Origin of the sequence: Streptomyces olivaceus (assembly GCF_000721235.1) — a bacterium.
GTDB classification, from domain to species: domain Bacteria; phylum Actinomycetota; class Actinomycetes; order Streptomycetales; family Streptomycetaceae; genus Streptomyces; species Streptomyces olivaceus.
The window spans coordinates 1-20,608 of sequence record NZ_JOFH01000006.1; the positions used below are offsets into that span (position 1 = coordinate 1).

Annotated in this window: 19 protein-coding genes and 1 riboswitch; of the genes, 8 read left to right on the forward strand and 11 right to left on the reverse strand. The window is 71.7% G+C overall.

All coding sequences use genetic code 11. The features are described from left to right. The first annotated feature begins 331 nt into the window (after positions 1-331). From IG94_RS0108775 to IG94_RS0108795, 5 genes are all read left to right on the forward strand, one after another. A complete protein-coding gene (locus IG94_RS0108775; RefSeq protein WP_078535633.1) occupies positions 332-619 on the forward strand; it encodes a DUF3311 domain-containing protein in 288 nt (95 codons plus the stop codon). Then, positions 616-2,226 (forward strand): monocarboxylate uptake permease MctP, encoded by a 1,611-nt coding sequence (gene mctP, locus IG94_RS0108780; protein ID WP_031033169.1) that lies wholly within the window; start codon positions 616-618, stop codon positions 2,224-2,226. The genes IG94_RS0108775 and mctP overlap by 4 nt, the downstream gene beginning before the upstream one ends. An 84-nt stretch (positions 2,227-2,310) precedes the next feature. Continuing rightward, positions 2,311-2,862: a GNAT family N-acetyltransferase gene (locus tag IG94_RS0108785; RefSeq protein ID WP_051159427.1), complete on the forward strand. Its 552-nt coding sequence runs from the start codon at positions 2,311-2,313 to the stop codon at positions 2,860-2,862. A 54-nt stretch (positions 2,863-2,916) separates the two neighbouring features. Beyond that, positions 2,917-3,060: riboswitch (cobalamin riboswitch) on the forward strand. 125 nt (positions 3,061-3,185) lie between these two features. Beyond that, a complete protein-coding gene (locus tag IG94_RS0108790; protein WP_031033172.1) occupies positions 3,186-5,591 on the forward strand; it encodes a ribonucleoside-diphosphate reductase subunit alpha in 2,406 nt (801 codons plus the stop codon). Next, the gene (locus IG94_RS0108795) at positions 5,591-6,631 is read left to right on the forward strand and encodes a ribonucleotide-diphosphate reductase subunit beta (RefSeq protein WP_031033173.1); all 1,041 of its coding nucleotides are present in this window, start codon (positions 5,591-5,593) and stop codon (positions 6,629-6,631) included. Before IG94_RS0108790 ends, IG94_RS0108795 begins: the two co-directional genes overlap by 1 nt. Here IG94_RS0108795 and IG94_RS43370 read toward each other — a convergent pair. Then, the gene (locus tag IG94_RS43370; RefSeq protein WP_078535634.1) at positions 6,544-6,789 is read right to left on the reverse strand and encodes a hypothetical protein; all 246 of its coding nucleotides are present in this window, start codon (positions 6,787-6,789) and stop codon (positions 6,544-6,546) included. The genes IG94_RS0108795 and IG94_RS43370 overlap by 88 nt on opposite strands. Before the next feature lie 92 nt (positions 6,790-6,881). On the opposite strand from IG94_RS43370, the gene IG94_RS0108800 reads away from it, so the two are divergent. Then, positions 6,882-7,850: a helix-turn-helix domain-containing protein gene (locus IG94_RS0108800; RefSeq protein WP_031033175.1), complete on the forward strand. Its 969-nt coding sequence runs from the start codon at positions 6,882-6,884 to the stop codon at positions 7,848-7,850. A gap of 49 nt (positions 7,851-7,899) precedes the next feature. Here the strand turns inward: IG94_RS0108800 and IG94_RS0108805 are convergent, their stop codons facing one another. The 10 genes from IG94_RS0108805 to IG94_RS0108850 form a co-directional block, all read right to left on the reverse strand. Then, positions 7,900-9,276, reverse strand: a complete 1,377-nt coding sequence (locus IG94_RS0108805) for a bifunctional albaflavenone monooxygenase/terpene synthase (protein ID WP_031033176.1) — start codon at positions 9,274-9,276, stop codon at positions 7,900-7,902. Next, positions 9,273-10,358, reverse strand: a complete 1,086-nt coding sequence (gene cyc1, locus IG94_RS0108810; protein ID WP_052410610.1) for an epi-isozizaene synthase — start codon at positions 10,356-10,358, stop codon at positions 9,273-9,275. Before cyc1 ends, IG94_RS0108805 begins: the two co-directional genes overlap by 4 nt. Positions 10,359-10,628: 270 nt before the next feature. After that, on the reverse strand, positions 10,629-11,279 hold the full coding sequence (gene def, locus IG94_RS0108815; RefSeq protein ID WP_031033179.1) for a peptide deformylase: 651 nt from the start codon (positions 11,277-11,279) through the stop codon (positions 10,629-10,631). Positions 11,280-11,389: 110 nt separating this feature from the next. Further along, on the reverse strand, positions 11,390-12,370 hold the full coding sequence (locus IG94_RS0108820) for a tetratricopeptide repeat protein (RefSeq protein WP_031033180.1): 981 nt from the start codon (positions 12,368-12,370) through the stop codon (positions 11,390-11,392). Positions 12,371-12,483: 113 nt separating this feature from the next. Then, positions 12,484-13,749, reverse strand: coding sequence for an HD-GYP domain-containing protein (locus IG94_RS0108825; protein ID WP_031033182.1), 1,266 nt, complete (start codon positions 13,747-13,749; stop codon positions 12,484-12,486). A gap of 390 nt (positions 13,750-14,139) precedes the next feature. Then, complete coding sequence (locus IG94_RS0108830) at positions 14,140-15,504, reverse strand: HD-GYP domain-containing protein (RefSeq protein ID WP_031033183.1); 1,365 nt, start codon at positions 15,502-15,504, stop codon at positions 14,140-14,142. Between the two features lie 94 nt (positions 15,505-15,598). Beyond that, entirely contained in the window at positions 15,599-15,910 is a 312-nt protein-coding gene (gene rsrA, locus IG94_RS0108835) for a mycothiol system anti-sigma-R factor (protein ID WP_031033184.1), read from the reverse strand. After that, on the reverse strand, positions 15,907-16,590 hold the full coding sequence (gene sigR, locus IG94_RS0108840; RefSeq protein WP_031033186.1) for an RNA polymerase sigma factor SigR: 684 nt from the start codon (positions 16,588-16,590) through the stop codon (positions 15,907-15,909). The genes rsrA and sigR overlap by 4 nt, the downstream gene beginning before the upstream one ends. Positions 16,591-16,891: 301 nt before the next feature. Next, the gene (locus IG94_RS0108845) at positions 16,892-17,527 is read right to left on the reverse strand and encodes an alpha/beta hydrolase family protein (protein WP_031033187.1); all 636 of its coding nucleotides are present in this window, start codon (positions 17,525-17,527) and stop codon (positions 16,892-16,894) included. 22 nt (positions 17,528-17,549) lie between these two features. Beyond that, positions 17,550-18,365 (reverse strand): SOS response-associated peptidase, encoded by an 816-nt coding sequence (locus tag IG94_RS0108850; RefSeq protein ID WP_031033188.1) that lies wholly within the window; start codon positions 18,363-18,365, stop codon positions 17,550-17,552. A gap of 51 nt (positions 18,366-18,416) precedes the next feature. Here IG94_RS0108850 and IG94_RS0108855 point away from each other — a divergent pair, with 51 nt between their 5' ends. Together IG94_RS0108855 and aroA are read left to right on the forward strand one after the other, a co-directional pair. Further along, complete coding sequence (locus IG94_RS0108855) at positions 18,417-19,139, forward strand: M50 family metallopeptidase (protein ID WP_031033190.1); 723 nt, start codon at positions 18,417-18,419, stop codon at positions 19,137-19,139. A 144-nt stretch (positions 19,140-19,283) separates the two neighbouring features. Next, a complete protein-coding gene (gene aroA, locus IG94_RS0108860; protein WP_031033191.1) occupies positions 19,284-20,600 on the forward strand; it encodes a 3-phosphoshikimate 1-carboxyvinyltransferase in 1,317 nt (438 codons plus the stop codon). Positions 20,601-20,608 lie beyond the last annotated feature (8 nt).

Below are 20,608 nucleotides of genomic sequence, written 5' to 3' on the forward strand. Positions count from 1 at the left end.
TAGACGTCGCAATCCACACCGAACCGGAAGGCCCTCACCTGTTCAAGCTCCCCCAGCCGAGACCTGGCTCACCTGCCCACAACCTCCCCGGACAGAACAACTAGGGGGCGTCGTTTGGATCTTGCCGGGGGTCGCGGGGTCTGGCAACAAGGTGCCGTTGCCTGATACCGACCAGATCCAAACGACACCCCCTGGAGCAGACCGGCCCCGGGCCACGTCGACGTTGCGGTTGGGGACCGATATGCGGACGAGGTCTTCCGCCGTCTTGACACCGTCACCTACATTTCGTGCGCACTGCACGAGGTGATCAGCGAGGGGACGGAGCCGCCGCATGCCGAAAGAACCGGAAGAGCCGGAAGCGAGCAGAGAGCCGGTGGTGACGCCGGTGCGCGTCGTCATCGGGCTCTGCCTCGTCGCGCCGTTCGTCGCCATGCTGTGGGTGGGTTCGTTCGCGAAGACCGACCCGACCTTCATCGGCATCCCGTTCTTCTACTGGTACCAGATGGCCTGGGTGCCGATCTCCAGCGCGCTCACCGTGACCGCGTACAAGCTGTGGCAGCGGGACCAGCGCGGACGCGCCGCCGCCCACGTGACCGCGAAGGGCGGTGAGCCGCGATGAACGACGGCGTGAACGGCGTCGCGCTCGGCGTCTTCATCTTCTTCTTCGTCCTCGTCACCGCCATGGGCTTCCTCGCCGCCCGCTGGCGCCGGGCCGAGAACGAGCACAGCCTCGACGAGTGGGGCCTGGGCGGGCGCTCGTTCGGCACCTGGGTCACCTGGTTCCTGCTGGGCGGCGACCTGTACACGGCGTACACCTTCGTGGCCGTCCCGGCGGCGATCTACGCGGCCGGCGCGTCCGGCTTCTTCGCGGTGCCGTACACGATCCTGGTCTACCCGCTGATCTTCACCTTCCTGCCCCGCCTGTGGTCGGTCTCGCACAAGCACGGGTACGTGACGACCTCGGACTTCGTGCGCGGCCGGTTCGGCTCCAAGGGCCTGTCGCTGGCCGTTGCCGTCACCGGCATCCTGGCGACCATGCCGTACATCGCGCTGCAACTCGTCGGCATCCAGGCCGTCCTGGACGTGATGGGCGTCGGCGGCGGCGAGGACACCAACTGGTTCATCAAGGACCTGCCGCTGCTGATCGCCTTCGGCGTGCTCGCGGCGTACACCTACTCGTCGGGGCTGCGCGCGCCCGCGCTGATCGCGTTCGTCAAGGACACGCTGATCTACATCGTGATCGCCGTGGCGATCATCTACATCCCGATCAAGCTCGGCGGCTTCGACGACATCTTCGCCGCGGCGAACGACAAGTTCACCTCGGCGGGCAGCGGCGCGCTGACTCCGGACCACGGGGGCCAGTGGACGTACGCGACGCTGGCGCTCGGTTCCGCGCTGGCGCTGTTCATGTACCCGCACTCGATCACCGCGACGCTGTCCTCGCGCAGCCGCGAGGTGATCCGCCGCAACACCACGATCCTGCCGCTGTACTCGCTGATGCTGGGCCTGCTGGCGCTGCTCGGCTTCATGGCGATCGCGGCCGGGGTCAAGGTGGACAACGGCCAGCTCGCGATCCCGCAGCTGTTCGAGAACATGTTCCCGGACTGGTTCGCGGGCGTGGCCTTCGCGGCGATCGGCATCGGCGCCCTGGTCCCGGCGGCGATCATGTCGATCGCGGCCGCGAACCTGTTCACCCGCAACATCTACAAGGACTTCATCAAGCCGGACGCCACGCCGGCGCAGGAGACGAAGGTCTCCAAGCTGGTGTCCCTCCTGGTGAAGGTGGGCGCGCTGATCTTCGTCCTCGGCATGGACAAGACGGTCGCGATCAACTTCCAGCTGCTGGGCGGCATCTGGATCCTGCAGACCTTCCCCGCCCTGGTCGGCGGCCTGTTCACCCGCTGGTTCCACCGCTGGGCCCTGCTCGGCGGCTGGGCGGTCGGCATGGTCTACGGCACGGTCGCCGCCTACGGTGTCGCCTCGCCGACGCAGGCGCACTTCGGCGGCTCCTCCGACGAGATCCCCGGCATCGGCGAGATCGGCTACATCGGTCTCACCGCCATCGTGCTGAACGCGCTGGTCACCGTCGTCCTGACCTTCGTCCTGCGGGCGGTCAAGGCGCCCGACGGCGTCGACGAGACGAGGCCGGCCGACTACACGGCGGACGTCGGCGACCCGGGCGTCCAGGAGGAACTGCCGCCGGCGACGGCGGGCAGCTCGCACTGACCCCCGGTTCACTTGCCGTGCCCGGACGGGCCGTCGGAGAGATCCGGCGGCCCGTTGTCGTACCCGTGGGGCACACTCGGCGTCATGGACTTCGTGATTCGGCGGGCGAACACCGAGGAGTACGCCGCCCTCGGCGAGATCACCGCGCAGGCCTACCTGCGCGACGGCCTCCTCGACTTCGGGGAGAGCGACGCCTACCTCGACAAGCTGCGCGACGTGGGCGAACGGGCCGCGGCGGCCGAGGTGCTGGTCGCCGCCGCGGACGACCTGGTGCTCGGCGGCGTGACCTTCGTGCCGTCCGGCGGCCCGATGGCGGAGATCGCCCGGCCCGGCGAGGCGGAGATACGCATGCTGGCCGTCGCCCGCGAAGCACGCGGCCGGGGCGCCGGCGAGGCGCTCGTGCGGGCCTGCGTCGACCGTGCCCGGTCGGTGCCGGACTGCACGGGCGTCGTGCTGTCGACCCAGCGCACCATGCGCGCCGCCCACCGCATCTACGCCCGCCTGGGCTTCACCCGCGCCCCCGGCCGCGACTGGAACCCGCTGCCGGAGCTGGACGGCATCACGCTCCTCACCTACGAACTGGGGCTCCGAGACCCGGGGCCCGAGGCTCCGGACCCCGCCGGAGAGACCGCCTGACGGCACATCGGGACACAACATCTGGGGGTGCTGGCGCGGCCCGGCACAAGATGTATGCTCGTGCTCGCTGTCGCCGCAGGGGAATCCGGTGCGAATCCGGAACTGTCCCGCAACGGTGTACATGCGTGTCTCCGTACGTCCGCGTACGTCTTCGCACGCATGTCCAGTCCGAACACCTGCCGACGGTGCGCCCGGCCGTCCCGGTCCGGGTGCCTTGACGTCCGGGCCTCGTGGAATGGGCCGGTGGGCGCGACGCCGCGTGCGTTCGTGAGCTGCCTCCTGCCTTCCGCCTGGCCCCGTGCCGAGCGAGGGAGTGCCCCCACGTGACCATCGCGCCAGCCGACCCGGCTTCAGCGACCCCGGTGACGGCCGAAGCCGCCCCGGTGACAGCCGACCCCGCGACCGGGGGTTCCGACGGCCCCGGTGCGGCCCTGCTGCGGACCCTGACGGCGCTGACCGCCGACCTGCCCGACGCGGACCCCGGCCGGGTGGCCGCCGCCGCGCTGCGCGGCCGCTCCGCCCGCGCCGACGAGGCCGAGCTGCGCGAGCTGGCCACGGAGGCGGCCGCCGGGCTGATCTCCGAGGACCCGGTCTACTCCCGGCTGGCCGCCCGGCTGCTGACCCTCGGCATCCGCGCCGAGGCCGCCTCCCAGGGCGTCACCTCGTTCAGCGGCTCGGTCGCCACCGGTCACCGCGAGGGCCTGATCGCCGACCGCACCGCCGCGTTCGTACGGCTGCACACCGGGCGGCTGGACGCCCTGGTCGACCCGGCCGCCGACGACCGCTTCGGGTACTTCGGGCTGCGCACCGTGTACAGCCGCTACCTCCTGCGGCATCCGATCACCCGCAAGGTCGTCGAGACGCCCCAGCACTTCCTGCTCCGCGTGGCCTCGGGACTCGCCGAGGACGACGGCGCCCGCGCCGTCGACGAGGTCGCCGCGCTGTACGGCCTGATGAGCCGCCTCGACTACCTCCCCTCCTCCCCCACCCTCTTCAACTCCGGCACCCGGCACGCCCAGATGTCGTCCTGCTATCTCCTGGACTCCCCCAAGGACGAGCTGGACTCCCTCTACGACCGCCTCCACCAGGTCGCCCGGCTGTCCAAGCACGCCGGCGGCATCGGCATCGCCTACTCCCGCGTCCGCGCCCGGGGTTCGCTGATCCGCGGCACCAACGGGCACTCCAACGGCATCGTGCCGTTCCTGAAGACGCTGGACGCCTCGGTGGCGGCGGTGAACCAGGGCGGCCGGCGCAAGGGCGCGGCGGCGGTCTACCTGGAGACCTGGCACGCGGACGTCGAGGAGTTCCTGGAGCTGCGGGACAACACCGGCGAGGACGCCCGCCGCACGCACAACCTCAACCTGGCGCACTGGATCCCGGACGAGTTCATGCGCCGGGTGGACGCCGACGGGACCTGGTCGCTCTTCTCGCCCGCCGACGTGCCCGAGCTGACCGACCTGTGGGGCGAGGAGTTCGACGAGGCGTACCGCGGGGCGGAGGCGAAGGGGCTGGCCCGCAGGACGCTGCCCGCGCGGGAGCTGTACGGCCGCATGATGCGCACCCTCGCGCAGACCGGCAACGGCTGGATGACCTTCAAGGACACCGCCAACCGCACGGCGAACCAGACGGCCCTCCCCGGCCACGTCGTGCACTCCTCCAACCTCTGCACGGAGATCCTCGAGGTCACCGACGACGGCGAGACGGCGGTCTGCAACCTCGGGTCGGTCAACCTCGGCGCGTTCGTCGACGAGGCGGGCGGCGGCATGGACTGGGAGCGGCTGGACGCCACCGTCCGCACCGCCGTGACCTTCCTGGACCGGGTCGTCGACATCAACTTCTACCCGACCGAGCAGGCGGGCCGCTCCAACGCCCGCTGGCGCCCGGTCGGGCTGGGCGCGATGGGCCTGCAGGACGTCTTCTTCCGGCTGCGCCTGCCCTTCGACTCGCCCGAGGCCAGGGTCCTGTCCACCCGCATCGCCGAGCGGATCATGCTCGCCGCGTACGAGACCTCCGCCGACCTCGCCGAACGCGAGGGGCCCGCGCCGGCCTGGGAGGAGACGCGTACGGCCCGGGGCGTGCTGCACCCGGACCACTACGAAGTGGCGCACACCTGGCCGGAGCGGTGGGCCGCGCTGCGCGAGCGGATGGCGACGACCGGCCTGCGCAACTCCCTGCTCCTCGCCATCGCGCCGACCGCGACCATCGCCTCCATCGCGGGCGCCTACGAGTGCATCGAGCCGCAGGTGTCCAACCTGTTCAAGCGCGAGACGCTGTCCGGCGAGTTCCTCCAGGTCAACTCCTACCTGGTCGACGACCTCAAGCACCTCGGCGTGTGGGACGCCCGCACCCGTGAGGCGCTGCGCGAGGCGAACGGCTCGGTGCAGGGCTTCTCGTGGATCCCCGAGGACGTGCGCGCGCTGTACCGCACCGCCTGGGAGATCCCGCAGCGCGGCCTGATCGACATGGCCGCCGCCCGCACCCCGTACCTCGACCAGGCCCAGTCGCTGAACCTGTTCCTGGAGACGCCGACCATCGGGAAGCTCTCCTCGATGTACGCGTACGCCTGGAAGCAGGGCCTGAAGACGACGTACTACCTGCGCTCGCGCCCGGCGACCCGGATCGCCCGCGCCGCGGCCCGGAGCGCCACCGTCCCCGTGCAGGCCGCCCCGGACCCCGAAGCGGTCGCCTGCTCCCTGGAGAACCCCGAGTCCTGCGAGGCATGCCAGTAATGACCACCGAGATCCCCGCGAACCCCGCGAACCGCGCCGTCAAGAACCTGCTCGACCCGGGCTTCGAGCTGACGCTGCGCCCCATGCGCTACCCGGACTTCTACGAGCGCTACCGGGACGCCATCAAGAACACCTGGCACGTGGAGGAGGTCGACCTCCACTCGGACGTCGCCGACCTCGCGAAGCTCAGCCCCGAGGAGCAGCACCTGATCGGCCGGCTGGTGGCCTTCTTCGCCACCGGCGACTCGATCGTCGCGAACAACCTGGTGCTGACCCTCTACAAGCACATCAACTCCCCCGAGGCGCGGCTGTACCTCTCCCGCCAGCTCTTCGAGGAGGCCGTCCACGTCCAGTTCTACCTGACGCTCCTGGACACCTATCTGCCCGACCCGGACGACCGCGCCGCCGCCTTCGCGGCCGTGGAGAACATCCCGTCCATCAGGGAGAAGGCCGAGTTCTGCTTCAGGTGGATGGACTCGGTCGAGTCGATCGACCGGCTGGAGAGCCGGTCCGACCGGCGCCGCTTCCTGCTCAACCTGATCTGCTTCGCCGCGTGCATCGAGGGCCTGTTCTTCTACGGCGCCTTCGCCTACGTCTACTGGTTCCGCAGCCGGGGGCTCCTGCACGGCCTGGCCACCGGCACCAACTGGGTGTTCCGCGACGAGACCATGCACATGTCCTTCGCGTTCGACGTCGTCGACACCGTGCGCAAGGAGGAGCCGGAGCTGTTCGACGGGGCGCTGGAGCAGCAGGTCACCGACATGCTGCGGGAGGCCGTCGAGGCCGAGCTGCAGTTCGCTCGCGACCTGTGCGGCGACGGCCTCCCGGGCATGAACACCGACTCGATGCGGCAGTACCTGGAGTGCGTGGCCGACCAGCGTCTGACGCGGCTCGGCTTCGCCCCGGTGTACGGCTCCGAGAACCCCTTCTCCTTCATGGAGTTGCAGGGGGTTCAGGAGCTGACCAACTTCTTCGAGCGGCGCCCCTCGGCGTACCAGGTGGCGGTGGAGGGCACCGTCGACCTGTCCGAGGACTTCTGAGCCCGCTTCTCCGCCCTGTGCCCCTTCTCGGCCTCCCTGAGCTGACGGTCGATGCGCCGGTCGCGCACGATGCCGATCACCGAGGGGAGGACCATGAGGACGAGGAGTCCGAAGGTCGCGAGCATTCCGACAAGGCCTTCAATCTGGTTTCCGGTCATGACACCACTGTCGTACCGGAGACTCCTTACCGTCAGTGGCAGGACTGCCGTAGGACCTCGATTTCCTGCCACATCCGAGGCACACTGGCGGCATGCTGCAGAACGTGGCCGCCGTCGTGCTTGACGGGGTGCATCCCTTCGAACTGGGCGTGATCTGCGAGGTCTTCGGCATCGACCGGAGCGACGAGGGCCTTCCCGGGTACGACTTCGCGGTCGTCTCCGCGGAGGGCCCCGCGCTCGGCACGCATGTCGGCGGGCTGACCGTCTCCACGCCGTACGGACTCGACCGGCTGGAGGAGGCCGACCTGATCGCGGTGCCGGCGGGCAGCGACTTCCTCCGCCGCCCGTACCCGCCCGACCTGCTGGCCGCCCTGCGTGAGGCGACCGAGCGGGGCACCCGGGTGCTGAGCGTGTGCTCGGGGGTCTTCGTGCTCGGCGCCGCGGGCCTGCTGGACGGGCGGCGGTGCGCGGTGCACTGGCACCACGCGGCCGAGCTGAGCCGGCTCTATCCGCGGGCCCGGGTCGCGCCGGACGTGCTCTACGTCGACGAGGACCCGGTCATCACCTCCGCCGGAACCGCCGCCGGCATCGACGCCTGCCTGCACATCGTGCGCAAGGAGCAGGGGCCGGAGGTCGCCAACAGGATCGCCCGGCGCATGGTGGTGCCGCCGCACCGGGACGGCGGCCAGGCCCAGTACATCGAACGGCCGCTGCCGCGCTCCTCCTGCGACACCGTCGGCGAGGTGCTGGCCTGGATGGACCAGCACCTCGACGAGGAGGTGACCGTCGAACAGCTCGCGGCCCGGGCGCACATGTCCCCGCGGACCTTCGCCCGCCGCTTCCAGCAGGAGACGGGGACGACCCCCTACCGCTGGCTCCTGCGCCAGCGCGTGCTGCTGGCCCAGCGGCTCCTGGAGGCGACGGACGAGACGATGGACACCATCGCCGGGCGCACCGGTTTCGGCACGGCGGCGGCCCTGCGGCACCAGTTCGTCCGGGCCCTGGGCACCACCCCGTACGCCTACCGGCGCACGTTCCGGGGCCCGGAGGCCGCCGCCTGAGCCGTCGGAACCCCCGGAACCGTCGCCGCCGCCCGAGCCGTCGGCGCCGTCACCGCGCCACCGGCCTGACCAGCAGGTCGTGCGGGCGCAGGGTGATGCCGACCCGGACCGCGTCGTTCGAACCCGCCACCTGCTCGAAGCGGTACCTGGCGGCGAGTGCGGCCGTGATCAGGGTCAGCTGCGCCATCGAGAAGTGATCGCTCGGGCACTTGCGATTGCCCACACTGAACGGCTTCATGGCGTATTTCGGCACATTCTTCGCGCGTTCCGGAAGCCATCGGTCGGGGTCGAACTCCAGGTTGCCGTCGTACGACTTCGGATCGCGTTGGATTGCGTACGGACTGTAGATGATGTCCGCCCCGGCCGGAATGCGATAGCCACCGAGTTCGGTCTCGGCCACCGCGCGCCGGGTCAATACCCATACCGCCGGGCGCAAACGCATGGCCTCGACGATGACATTGCCGGTGTGCGTGAGCCTGCGCACGTCCTCGAATGCCACCGGGCGCCCGCCGGTGACCGCTTCGACTTCGTCGCGTATGCGGTCGGCGTGTTCCGGGTGGTCGGCAAGTGCCTGGAGCAACCACATGATCGTGGAGGCGATGGTTTCACTGCCGGGGGTGAGTATCGCGACGACCTGGTCGTGGATCTCCTGTTCCCCGATCGGGTCGCCATTGTCGTCCTTGGCCTCCAGCAATGCCGTGAGCAAATCGTCCGGCTTCCGACCGGACGCACGGCGCTCGGCGACGATCTCGTCGACCAGCCGATGCAGATCGGCCAACGCGTTGTTGAAGGCGCGGTTGGCCGGCAGGGGCAGCCGGTAGAGCGGCCCGAGGGGGACCACCATCCGCCGGTACATGCCCCGGAAGACGGTGGCGAGCGCGACGCACAGGCGCTCGGCCCGCTCGTCCATGTACTGCCCGCGCAGCAGGCAGCGGGCCGCGACGCGCACGGCGACCCGGAAGGACTCGGAGGTCGCGTCGACGGTCTGCCCCGGCTGCCAGCGCTCGGTGAGCGCGTGGGCCTCCTCCTCCATGATCGGCCCGTAGGCGGGGATGGCGTCGAGCCTGAACGCCGGCTGGATGGTGCGCCGCTGGCGGCGGTGGAGCGGGCCGTTGGCGGTGGCGACGCCCTCCTTGCCGAGCAGGCCCTCCAGCGACTCCCACAGCGGTCCGGCGATGTGGTAGTCGGGGCTCAGGGCGAGGGCGCCGGTCAGCTCCGGGTCGGTGACCGCGTAGACGGTCTTCGGGCCGAGCCTGATGCGTACGACGTCGCCGTGGTCGCGCAGGGCGGCCATGTACGCCAGGGGGTCGCGGGCCAGCCGCCAGCCGTGGCCGAGCAGCGGCACGCCGCCGCCCGCGACCGGCGGCTCGCGCAACTCGGGCTCCGGCCGCGGGCCGGTCCCGGGACGGACGGACTCGACGGTCATTTCTCACCTGCCGTTTCGTTGTTGACGTACGGGGGCGTGGACCGGTCGTCCCAGCTGTCGACCATGTACCGGCCGGACTCGTGGTGGAACCAGTAGACGGAACTGAACCAGTTCCGCATATTGCCGACGTTGGCCCGTACGGCGCCGCTCAGTTCCTTTCCACGTACGGTTCCGTCGGCGAGTGTGTCGGCGAACCGCAGGACGTCCTGTTCCACGGCGAGGAACTCTGCAATGCATTCCTCGACGCGCCGCCTGACTTCTTCGATCGCTTCTTCCAGAGTGAGTGACCGATGGGCGATGAGACTGATTCCGAGATTGTGGACCTCGTCTCCCGCTATTTCCTTGGGCAGCGAGCAGAGGTCGTTGTACCAGGCCGCGAATTCCTGACTCAGCAGCGCCGCCCGGCGATACGACGGGTGTTTTCGGACCGCATCCGGCAATTCACAGCCCGCGCTCGGCTCCAGCAGGTCGGTCCAGATCCAGTGCGCGAAAGTGAGCCGGCGCAGTTCGAGGTACTCCTCGACGCCCGGCACGATCCGGCGGGTGCGGTTGCCGAATTCCCGGTCGTACGCCTCGATCACCGCGTGGAAGTGCCGGGCGAAGCGGGCGTTCCAGGTGGCCGGCAGGAAGCCGTACAGCCGCCGCACGCTGTCGGCGAACGCGGCCACCAGCGCGTCCTCGTGGTGCAGATGGTCCCCGGGAGCGTCGAGAGCCGTGTGCAGTCGGCCGCGCAGTCGCCGCCAGGCGGCGGGACGGCCGTGGACGATGTCCCGGTCGTGCCGGTCGTCCCAGACGAAGAACCAGGCGCTGTAGTCCGCTATCGCCTGCATGACCTCGTCGGGGGCGCCCAGGTAGTACCCCGCCATGAGGTCCGTGTAGCACAGGCCGTCGGCATATTCCGCGACCTTGTCCGCGGGCATGAGCCGCTTTTCGAGCAGCCAGCTCCGGGTGGTCTCCTGGAGCCTCGGCCAATACGGGTGCAGTTGCCGCGGAAATGCCGCCTCGATCACCGGGAGACGAAGCGACGACGGTACTGCGATCGCGGTCGGTGCCGCTGTGGTGCCGTGTGGGAAAGCATGCACGAACAAACCCCTCTCAGCCGCCGGTGGCGCACTCCTCTCGCTCAGCGGGGCGTGCGCCGTTGCGTATCCCCGCACTTCCCATTCAGCACTACAACTGACCGTTCTGGGAACGGATTTGCTCCCTTCACTACCCCTCGATACGACTCGATGCCGGACTTCTCCTGTTGTGTGGCGGCTTCCGGGCAGACGAACGGCGCCCGCTCGGGATGAGACCCGAACGGGCGCCGTGCGTGTGGGAGATGAGGGGAGGGCGGGACGGGTGGCGCGGTGTCAGTCGTTGGCGACGACGGGGTACCGCGGCTCGTTCTCGGCCATCTGCCGCAGCGCGTCCTTGCGTTCGCGCTTGGAGAGCCGGTCGATGTAGAGGTACCCGTACAGGTGGTCCGTCTCGTGCTGCAAACACCGTGCGAAGTAGCCGGTACCGCGCACCCGGACGGCGTTGCCCTTCTCGTCCTGCCCGGTCACCTCGGCGAAGTCGGGGCGGGCGAGCGCCGCGTAGGCGGTCGGCACGGAGAGGCAGCCCTCGTTGCTGTCGTCCAGCCGGCGCCGGTCGGCGGGCAGTTCGACGAGCCGGGGGTTGCAGACCACGCCGACGTGGCGGACGCCGTCGTCGTCGGGGCAGTCGTAGACGAAGACCTTCTTCGAGACGCCGATCTGGTTGGCGGCCAGGCCCACGCCCTCGGCGGTGCGCTGGCTGGCGAACATGTCCGCGACCAGCTGCTGGAATTCCTCGCCGAAGTCGGTGACGTCCTCGCACTCCTTGTGCAGTACCGGGTTGCCCACCACCGTGATGGGGCGGGAGGTGCCGCGCCCGCGCCAGTCGGCCTCGCGCTGCTCGCACTCCTCGGTGTCGACGACGAAGCCCTCGTCGTCCACGGGGAGCACGCCCGTGTGCTGCTGATCGGTGTCCTGCTGGGCCATGACCGACGTATGCCTTCCTCGTACAACCAGGGGTGATGCTGACGGTGACTGCTAGCTGGCGCGTCCCGGCTCCACGGCAAGGACCGCCCCGGCAAAGACTACGGGGCCGCTCAGCAGACCTCTTCCAGGTCCCGCCAGTCACGCGAGTCCGGACTGTCCGCCACCCACCCGTCCAGCAGCCCCTTCACCAGCCCGGCCGGCGCGGCCACCCCGCACTCCCGCTCCGGCACCCACAGCTGCCCGTCGGTGCGGTGGCCCAGGGGCCCCGGATGTCCGGGCTCGCTGTGGTCGTGCGGGTCGAGGTGCTCGCCCTCGCCCTCGTCGGAGGGCATCCGGGACTCCGAGCACATCCGGCACAGCAGCCGGACGGAGGACGACCAGTCCTCGGCGGCGAACCCGGCGTCGGCGGCCAGTTGCTCCAGCGCGTCCCGGTCGGACTCGGTGGCGGCCTCCAGGAGGACCACCCAGGTGGGCACGGGCGAGGGCGCCCACAGCTCGATCTCGTCGAAGACGGGGTAGGAGTGCCCCGCGCCGGTCGTCCGCTCCCCGTGCGGCACCCCGTCGTGCAGGACGACCTCGCCCCAGCGCCGCCCCGAGGACGGCAGCGGGATGGACAGCACCTCGACCCGGGCGGGGTCGAGCCGCCGCCCCCACACGACCTCGGCCTCGCCCTCCGGCGACAGCCGTACGGCCGCGCTGCCGAGGTCCATGCCGAGCGGCTCACCGGCGTCCGTGGCGTCCCCGGGGGTGCGCAGTCCGTAGGCCTGCCAGGCCCGGCGGGCCAGCGGCCAGTCCTGCAGGGCGGTCGCCGCGATGCCGACGTTCCACCAGTCGGGAGCCCCGGTGTCCCGGTCGAGGAGGGCCACAGCCCGGAGGCCGGCCGCCCTGGCCTGCTCCCAGTCGTGCCGGAACTTGTGCAGCAGCGCCAGGTTGAACCAGGACTCCGACAGCCAGGGCTCCAGGTCGGCCGCCCGCGTCAGCAGCGCGCCCGCGTCGTCGTAGCGACCGTCGCCGATCAGCGTGAACGCGCGGTCGGTGGCCTGCCGCCAGGAGGCGGAGGGCCGGTGCCGTGCCTTGCCGAAGATCCTCACGATTCCCGCCTGCCAGTTCCGTTCAGTGGGCTGGCTGTGCCTTTCGCGCCCCCGGACACCCTCTCCTGCGCATCAAACCACGTGCGGCTGCGCAGGCGCTCATTACCCATGGGTTACCCAGCCGGGGGCCCGGTAAGGCTGCCCCGGGCAAGGACGCGGGCCAGCGCTTCCACCACCTCGGGAGCGTAGTCGCCCGCGGCGGCCAGGCGCAGCTCCTCCAGCGCCGCCAGACCGCCGCCGGGACCCGCGTCCCGCGCCTTCTCCTCGTAGGCGTTCACGACCCGCACGATCCGCGCGGCGACCGGCTGCTCCCGGCACGGGTCGGCCTGCCGCTCGACCACCACGGCGACCGCCGCGTCGACGCCGGTCTGGCGGACGACGGCGCCGCCGAGGAGCGCGATCCGGCGTTGCTCGGAGAGGGGCAGCGCGGCGGTGGCTCCCGCCGGGACCGGGTCGACCAGGCTCAGCTGGCCGATGTCGTGCATGAGCGCCGCGTACTCCAGGACGGTCAGCTCGGCGCCGGAGAGCCCGAGGTCGCGGCCGACCGCCACGCCGAGCCGGGCGACGCGGCGGGCGTGCCCGGCCGGGGTGTACCCGGCGATCTCGGTGGCGCGGGCGAGGGAGGCGATGGTCTGCCGGTAGGTGGCGCGGACGGCGGCGTACCGGCGGTAGGACAGCTGGGTGAGCAGCAGCGGCACACAGAAGACGGGGAGCGCCCAGAGTCCCGCGACGGCGACCGCGAGCGCCATGACGGCGCCGGTCGCGCACACCGCGGACGTGATGCCGACCATGCCGCGCAGTTCCTCGCGCAGCAGCGGGCCGAAGGGCCACCCGGTGCGCGCGTGGGCGGGGGCCGCGGCGAGCACGGCGTCGCACAGCGTGGTCAGGGCGAGCACCGCGAGCAGCAGCAGCGCGTAGGCGGGGCCGCTCCAGTCGTCGAAGACGCCCTGGTTGGACAGCGGCCGGAAGCACACGGCGGCGAAGGCGGCGGTGAGCACGCGCCGCGCCAGGTGCTCCGGGACGGCCCCGTCGCCGCGCGCGACGTGGGGCACGCTGCCGAGCAGCGCGGCGGCGGCCACGACGGTCACGGTCTGGGCGACCCCGTGGTGCGCGGGGCGCCCGGCCACGTCCGCGAGCAGCGTGTACGCCAGCGCGCCGGCGGCGCCGAGCGGCGCGGGGTCCCTCGCCCCGGTGCCGGACCTCCGGGCCAGCTCACCGACGGCGACCAGTGCCCCGAAGGCCAGCGCGACGGGGCGCTGCGCGAGCCCGGACCACAGCACGGAGGCGAGCGCGCAGAGCGCCAGGAGCCCGGCGCAGACGGGCACGAGCCGCGTCACCGGGGACGCCGCCGCCCGCGGCCGCCCCGGTCCCGCGCTCACGGGCCGCTCCGGCACGGGCGCTCACCGTCCCGCCCACGCCTCGGACACGCGGCCGCCGCGGACCCGATCAGGTCCACGGCCGTCGACACCGGCCGGCCACCGGTCCCGGCCCCCGTCACGGGGTGCCCCCCGCGCGCCCGTGCACAGCGCACCGCCCCGGTGTCCTCGGGCGCCGGTCCTCGGAACCCGGCCGGCGACCGGCCCCCGCCTCCTCACGAGACCCCCCGGCCCACAGCCCCCTGCCCCACAGCCCGCCGCCCCGCCGCCCGGGCGCGGGGCCGCCGCAACCGACCCGGCCGCCGAACGCCGGCTCCGTCCCGGGACGTCCCCGCACCCCACCGCTCCGGTGCGCCGGCACCGCCGCCGAACGGCAACGCACCCGGTACCCCGTCACGGCACCCGCCGCCCGACACTGTCGCGCGTGTCCTCCCCCTGGCCCGGGACCGGGACCGGGCCGGTGCGCGGAACAGGGGTGCCGTCGGCGGTCACCGAGGGGTGCCAGCCGTGCCGGCCCAGGGCGCGGACCAGCGCCCTCACCATCCGCGGGTCGAACTGCCCCCCGGCGCACCGCTGGAGTTCGCGCACCGCCACCGCGACGGGCCGAGCCCTGCTGTAGGAGCGCGTGGAGGTCATCGCGTCGAAGGCGTCGGCGACGGCCACCACCCGGGCCGACTCGGGGATGCGGTCCCCGGCCAGACCGTAGGGGTAGCCGCTGCCGTCCAGTCGTTCGTGGTGGTGGAGGACGGCGGCCCGCGCCTCCCCGAGGAAGCGGATGCCGCGCACCATCTCGTGCCCGTACTCGGGGTGCAGTTCGATCACGCGCCGCTCCTCGGGCGTCAGCGGCCCGTCCTTGCGCAGCAGCCGGGTGGGCACCCCGAGCTTGCCCACGTCGTGCAGGATGCCGGCGAAGCGCAGTGTCTCGACGCGCTCGTCGTCCATGCCCAGCTCGCGGGCGATCATCACGGAGGCCCGGCCGACGCGCTCGCTGTGCCCGCGCGTGTAGCCGTCCTTGATGTCGACGGCCTGCACCAGGGCGCGGATGGTCGCCTGGTGGGCGGCCCGCTCCCGGTGGTACTGGGCGAACGCCCACCAGGCCACGCACATCGGCAGCAGCACGAGCAGCGCGGCCACCGGTCCGTACGGACTGCGCCACAGGACGGCCATCATCAGCCCGGCGAGCCCGTGCACGGCGACCGGCGCGAGCGAGCGCAGGAAGAGCCCGCGCCACACCCGGCCCGTCGGCAGCCTCCACCGCCGGCCGACGGGCACCCTCGGCGCCGCCACGGCGAGCGTCCGGATGCCGTGGTCCAGCAGGGTGAGGACCAGGCAGAACGCGAGGACCGCCGCACCGGCGGGCACGAGCGCGTACGGGAAGTCGGGCTCGACGACCGCGTCCCGCCCGCCGAGCTGCCAGTGCGTCCGCGCGGCGGCCCACACGGCGAGCGCCAGCTGCGCGGCCCGCCAGATCCTCCGCAGGCCGCGCGGCCGTCGCGTCACGGTCGACAGCAGGGCTCCCGGCAGCGCCACGAGCGCGGCGGCGGGCGGCGGAAGCAGGAAGGCCCCGGCGAGCAGTACGGGGTAGCAGGTGCCGACGGAACGGGACCGCGCGACGAGTTCGGAGCCCGCGTAGACTCCGGCGAGCAGGAGCACCGCCCACCAGGGCGCGTACACCTGGGACACCGGCCACACGCAGAGCAGCGCTGCGACGGCCACACAGACGACGTACACACGCGCGCGTGCCGGTACACCGTCCATGAACCCTCCCCGGCCAGGCCGTCAGGCTCGGAGCCTAGGGCGGCGACAGGGAGGCCGCGGGCAGATAACCCGCGGATTAGCACGTACGAGTGACTCAGGACTCCTGCGGAGCCGACGGCGCGGCGGAGACCTCGTGGTCGGGCACGGACTGCCCGGACCGGATCAGGTCCAGCCGGCCCATGACCTTGGCCCGCAGGTCACCCGGCACGTCGTCCTGACCGCAGCACCGCTTGACCAGCTTCTTCACGACCTGCTCCAGCCCGTACTTCTCCAGGCAGGGCGAGCACTCCTCGAAGTGGTGCTCGAACTTCACGCAGTCCGAGTCCGGCATCTCTTTGTCGAGAAACTCGTAGAGATGATCGAGGATTTCGCTGCATTCCGTGTCGTGCGGCTCTCCGCAGCTCATGACCCCGAGCCTTTCGCTTCGTTTGACTCTCCGGCGCCGGCCGGGACCAGTCCGCGGTCACGGGCGTAGTCCTCCAGCATGCCGCGCAGCTGACGGCGTCCACGGTGCAGCCGGGACATCACCGTACCGATGGGTGTCCCCATGATGTCGGCGATCTCCTTGTAGGCAAACCCCTCGACGTCCGCCAGATACACGGCGATACGGAACTCCTCGGGGATCGCCTGGAGCGCCTGCTTCACGTCCGAGTCCGGCAGGTGGTCCAGCGCCTGCGACTCGGCGGAACGCAGCCCCGTCGACATGTGCGACTCGGCGCGCGCCAGCTGCCAGTCCTCGATCTCCTCGGCCGCACTGCGCTGGGGTTCGCGCTGCTTCTTGCGGTACGAGTTGATGAAGGTGTTCGTGAGGATGCGGTACAGCCACGCCTTGAGGTTGGTGCCCTCGCGGAACTGGTGGAAGGACGCGTACGCCTTGGCGTAGGTCTCCTGCACCAGGTCCTCGGCGTCGGCCGGATTACGCGTCATGCGCAGCGCGGCCGAGTACATCTGGTCGAGGAACTCCAGCGCGTCCCGCTCGAAGCGCGCGCTGCGCTCCGCGGTCGACTCCGCACCCGCACCCCGGCCCTCGGGCGGCTCCGCCTGGCCGTGTTCGGTCCCTGCGTCGGTCCCAGCGACCGGACCCACCTCCTCCAACGACGTCGCGAGGTCGAGACCGGCCCCGCTCGAATCGGAGGATAGACGACCAGCGGTCGGGGCCGCTTGTCCTGTGGTCGGGGGCGCTTGGCGATCCGGTCCGCCCAGCGCCCGAAGAGGGGCGGTCTTCGCCGCGTGCAGCACCGTCCAGTCCAGGTCGGTGCGGCCACTGCGACGAGGGCAGAAGGTCGAACCCATGCGGCGGACTTCCTCTCCTACGGCGTCGGTGCTGAGGTTTCAGCAACGTACGTCCGCCACAACAGTGACCGCCCGCGCCGCATTCCCCGGGGTGTCAGCCGAGTGAGCCGGTCCACTTCACGACGCCGTCGGTGATCACTCCGAGGGCGTGTTCCTGACCGATCGGCGCCCGCTTGGGCACGGCGAAACCGTGGTCCGCGTGTTCCACCTCGACCAGGTCGTAGGTCCCGGCGGGTGCCTCGGGGAACTCCGCCGGTCTGCCGAAGGGGTCGTTGCCGCCCTGGACGACGAGGGTGGGCACGCCGGTGCCGAGCAGCTCGTCGGCGCGGGACTTCTCCGGCCTGCCCGGCGGGTGCAGCGGGAAGCTGAGGGCGAGGACGGCGTGTGCCCCCAGTTCGGCCGCGGTACGGCAGGCGACGCGGGCACCGGCGCTCCGGCCGCCCGCGATCACCGGCAGTCCGGGTGCCGCGAGCGCGGGCCAGACGCCGCGCCAGCCGGTGTCCAGGGTCTTCGGCGCGGGCGCCAGCTTCCTCCCGGCCACCCGCCAGGGCTGCTCCACGAGCGCGACGCTCACCCCGTGGGCGGGCAGCGCGTCCGCCAGTGCCTTCAGGTCGCGCGCCTCGATGCCGCCGCCGGCGCCGTGGCTCACGGCAAGGACGAACCGGGGCTGCTTCGCCCGGTGCCAGGTGATGCGGGCGGGGCCCGCCTCCGTCTCGACGACCTCTGTCACATCCGTTGTCGCATCCGTCACGTCAGAAGAGTGTGCCCTCTTCCGGTGCCTGGAGCTCCCCCAGCAGCTCCGGCCCGTTGTTGCGGACGTTGCTCACGGCGGTGGAGACGGGGAAGGCCCGCATCAGCCCGGCGGGCGGGGGCGCCAGCAGCGAGGTCAGCCCGTCCGGGTCGGTGCGCGCCGGGTCGAGCCAGTCGTCCCAGCGGTCCGGCGTCAGCATCAGCGGCATCCGGGGGTGGATGTCGGCGAGGGAGTGCGGCCCGTCGGCGGGGGCGACCGCGAGCGGGGTGCTCTCGGCCTCGGTGGTGATCACGGAGCAGGTCACCCACCAGGCCTGCGGGTGGTCGTCCGGCAGCGTCCGGTCCCGCCAGAACTCGTAGAGCCCGGCCATGGCGAACACCGACCCGTCGGCCGGCGTGACGAAGTACGGCTGCTTGCGGGGCCGCTTCCTCCGCCCCTCGACCTCCAGGTCCCGCTCCTGCTTTCCGGTGACCCACTCGTAGTAGCCGTCGGCGGGCAGGATGCAGCGCCGGGTGCTGAAGGCGCGGCGGTAGGAGGGCTTCTCGTGGACGGTCTCCGCGCGGGCGTTGATCATCCGGGCGCCGCCCTCGGGCGTCTTGGCCCAGGACGGGACGAGACCCCACTTCAGCTTCCGCAGCTGGCGAACCGGCTTCGGGTCCCCGGCGTCTTTCAGAGGACGGTCCAGGACGGCGTAGACCTCCTTGGTGGGCGCCACGTTGTAATCGGGCTCCAAGCCCTCCTCGGGCTCCCACTTCTCGATCTCAAAGATTCCCGCGAGATCCTCGGGTCGACGACTCGCCGCATACCGTCCGCACATACGTGCCACACTGCCAGACCCCGCGCTAGCACGAGGAGCCCCTCCCCAGACATGGACCACCTCGCATCGGCCTCGCTCACCTCCCTGTGGGACGAGGTCTCCGGCACCCAGCCCGATCCCGACCTGTGGGTGGTGATCGCGACCCTGGTGGTCGCGCTCGCCGTCGTCGTGCCGCACGGGCCGTGGCGGATGGCACGCAACGCGATCACCATCGCCCACGAGGGCGGCCACGGACTCGTGGCGCTGCTCACCGGGCGCACGCTGACCGGGATAACGCTGCATTCGGACACCAGCGGCCTGACCGTGAGCCGCGGCAAGCCGCGCGGCCTCGGGATGGTCCTCACCGCGGTCGCCGGCTACACGGCTCCCCCGCTGCTCGGGCTGGGCGGCTCCGCGCTGCTGGCGGCGGGACGCATCACCCTGCTGCTGTGGCTGGCGACGGCGCTGCTCGTCGCCCTGCTCGTGATGGTCCGCAACGCCTACGGAGTGCTGACGGTGGTCGTCTCCGGCGGCACGTTCGTCCTGGTGTCGTGGCTGGCCGGACCGCAGGTGCAGGCGGCGTTCGCGTACGCCGTGGTGTGGTTCCTGCTCCTCGGCGGCGTGCGCCCGGCCTTCGAACTGCAGACCAAGCGGGCCCGGGGCGGCGCCGGGGACTCGGACGCCGACCAGCTCGCGCGGCTGACGCACGCCCCGGCGGGGGTGTGGTTCTTCCTGTTCCACGCGGTGTCGCTGTGCTCGCTGATAGGCGGAGGGCGCTGGCTGCTGGAGCTGTGACGGGAAGGGCGACCCCCCAGTCCCCCTCCGCCGCACTCCTAGCCGTCGCATATATGCACGGCACGTGCACTGTTGCACTTTCGGTCAGGTTTCGACACTTTTGATCAAGATCCCGGACCGCCTTCAGCCATTAAAGTGGGGTCCATGACCGTGAATCCCGCGCACACCGATCTCTGGCCCGCTCCGCACGCGAGCGGAGCCGTCGACGCGACCGTCCACGTGCCCGGTTCCAAGTCGGTCACCAACCGCGCGCTGGTACTGGCCGCCCTCGCCTCCGAGCCGGGCTGGCTGCGCCGCCCGCTGCGCTCCCGCGACACGCTGCTGATGGCGGGGGCGCTGCGCGCGATGGGCGTCGAGATCGAGGAGGGCGTCGGGCCCGAGGGCACCGGCGAGTTCTGGCGGGTCATCCCGGCCGGCCTGCGCGGCCCCGCCACGGTCGACGTCGGCAACGCCGGCACGGTCATGCGTTTCCTGCCGCCGGTCGCCACGCTCGCCGACGGCCCGGTCCGCTTCGACGGCGACCGGCGGTCGTACGAACGCCCGCTGCACGGCGTGATCGACGCGCTGCGCACCCTGGGCGCCCGGATCGACGACGACGGGCGCGGCGCGCTGCCGCTGACCGTGCACGGCGGCGGTGCCCTGGAGGGCGGCCGGGTCGAGATCGACGCGTCCTCGTCCTCCCAGTTCGTCAGCGCCCTCCTGCTGTCCGGACCGCGCTTCAACCAGGGTGTCGAGGTCCGCCACACCGGCTCGGCCCTGCCGTCCATGCCGCACATCCGCATGACGGTCGACATGCTGCGCTCGGTCGGCGCCCAGGTCGACACCCCCGAGTCGGGCGGCGAGCCGAACGTCTGGCGGGTGACGCCGGGCGCGCTGCTCGGCCGCGACCTGACGGTGGAGCCGGACCTGTCCAACGCCCAGCCGTTCCTGGCGGCGGCCCTGGTGACCGGCGGCAAGATCATGATCCCCGACTGGCCGTCCCGCACCACCCAGCCCGGTGACAGGCTGCGCGAGATCTTCACCGACATGGGCGGTTCCTGTGAACTGACCGACTACGGACTCGTCTTCGCCGGATCGGGCGCGATCCACGGCATCGACGTCGACCTCGGCGAGGTCGGCGAGCTGACCCCGGGCATCGCGGCCGTCGCCGCCCTCGCGGACTCCCCCTCCACCCTGCGCGGGGTGGCGCACCTGCGCCTGCACGAGACGGACCGCCTGGCCGCGCTCACCAAGGAGATCAACGAACTCGGCGGCGACGTCACCGAGACCGCCGACGGTCTGCACATCCGCCCGCGCCCCCTGCACGAAGGCGTCTTCCACACCTACGACGACCACCGCATGGCCACCGCCGGCGCGGTCCTCGGCCTCGCCGTCGAGGACGTACGGATCGAGAACGTGGCGACGACCGCGAAGACCCTGCCCGACTTCCCCGACCTGTGGACCGGGATGCTCGGGGCGTAGGGACGGTT

Excerpts from the sequence above, each read along its gene's own strand:
- IG94_RS0108785 (WP_051159427.1), top strand. The coding sequence starts at position 2,311 with ATGGACTTCGTGATTCGGCGGGCGAACACCGAGGAGTACGCCGCCCTC.
- IG94_RS0108775 (WP_078535633.1), top strand. The coding sequence starts at position 332 with ATGCCGAAAGAACCGGAAGAGCCGGAAGCGAGCAGAGAGCCGGTGGTG.
- def (WP_031033179.1), bottom strand. The coding sequence starts at position 11,279 with ATGGCCCAGCAGGACACCGATCAGCAGCACACGGGCGTGCTCCCCGTG.
- mctP (WP_031033169.1), top strand. The coding sequence starts at position 616 with ATGAACGACGGCGTGAACGGCGTCGCGCTCGGCGTCTTCATCTTCTTC.
- IG94_RS43370 (WP_078535634.1), bottom strand. The coding sequence starts at position 6,789 with ATGACCGGAAACCAGATTGAAGGCCTTGTCGGAATGCTCGCGACCTTC.
- IG94_RS0108795 (WP_031033173.1), top strand. The coding sequence starts at position 5,591 with ATGACCACCGAGATCCCCGCGAACCCCGCGAACCGCGCCGTCAAGAAC.
- IG94_RS0108850 (WP_031033188.1), bottom strand. The coding sequence starts at position 18,365 with ATGTGCGGACGGTATGCGGCGAGTCGTCGACCCGAGGATCTCGCGGGA.
- IG94_RS0108805 (WP_031033176.1), bottom strand. The coding sequence starts at position 9,276 with ATGACCGTCGAGTCCGTCCGTCCCGGGACCGGCCCGCGGCCGGAGCCC.
- IG94_RS0108800 (WP_031033175.1), top strand. The coding sequence starts at position 6,882 with ATGCTGCAGAACGTGGCCGCCGTCGTGCTTGACGGGGTGCATCCCTTC.
- rsrA (WP_031033184.1), bottom strand. The coding sequence starts at position 15,910 with ATGAGCTGCGGAGAGCCGCACGACACGGAATGCAGCGAAATCCTCGAT.
- IG94_RS0108830 (WP_031033183.1), bottom strand. The coding sequence starts at position 15,504 with ATGGACGGTGTACCGGCACGCGCGCGTGTGTACGTCGTCTGTGTGGCC.
- aroA (WP_031033191.1), top strand. The coding sequence starts at position 19,284 with ATGACCGTGAATCCCGCGCACACCGATCTCTGGCCCGCTCCGCACGCG.
- IG94_RS0108855 (WP_031033190.1), top strand. The coding sequence starts at position 18,417 with ATGGACCACCTCGCATCGGCCTCGCTCACCTCCCTGTGGGACGAGGTC.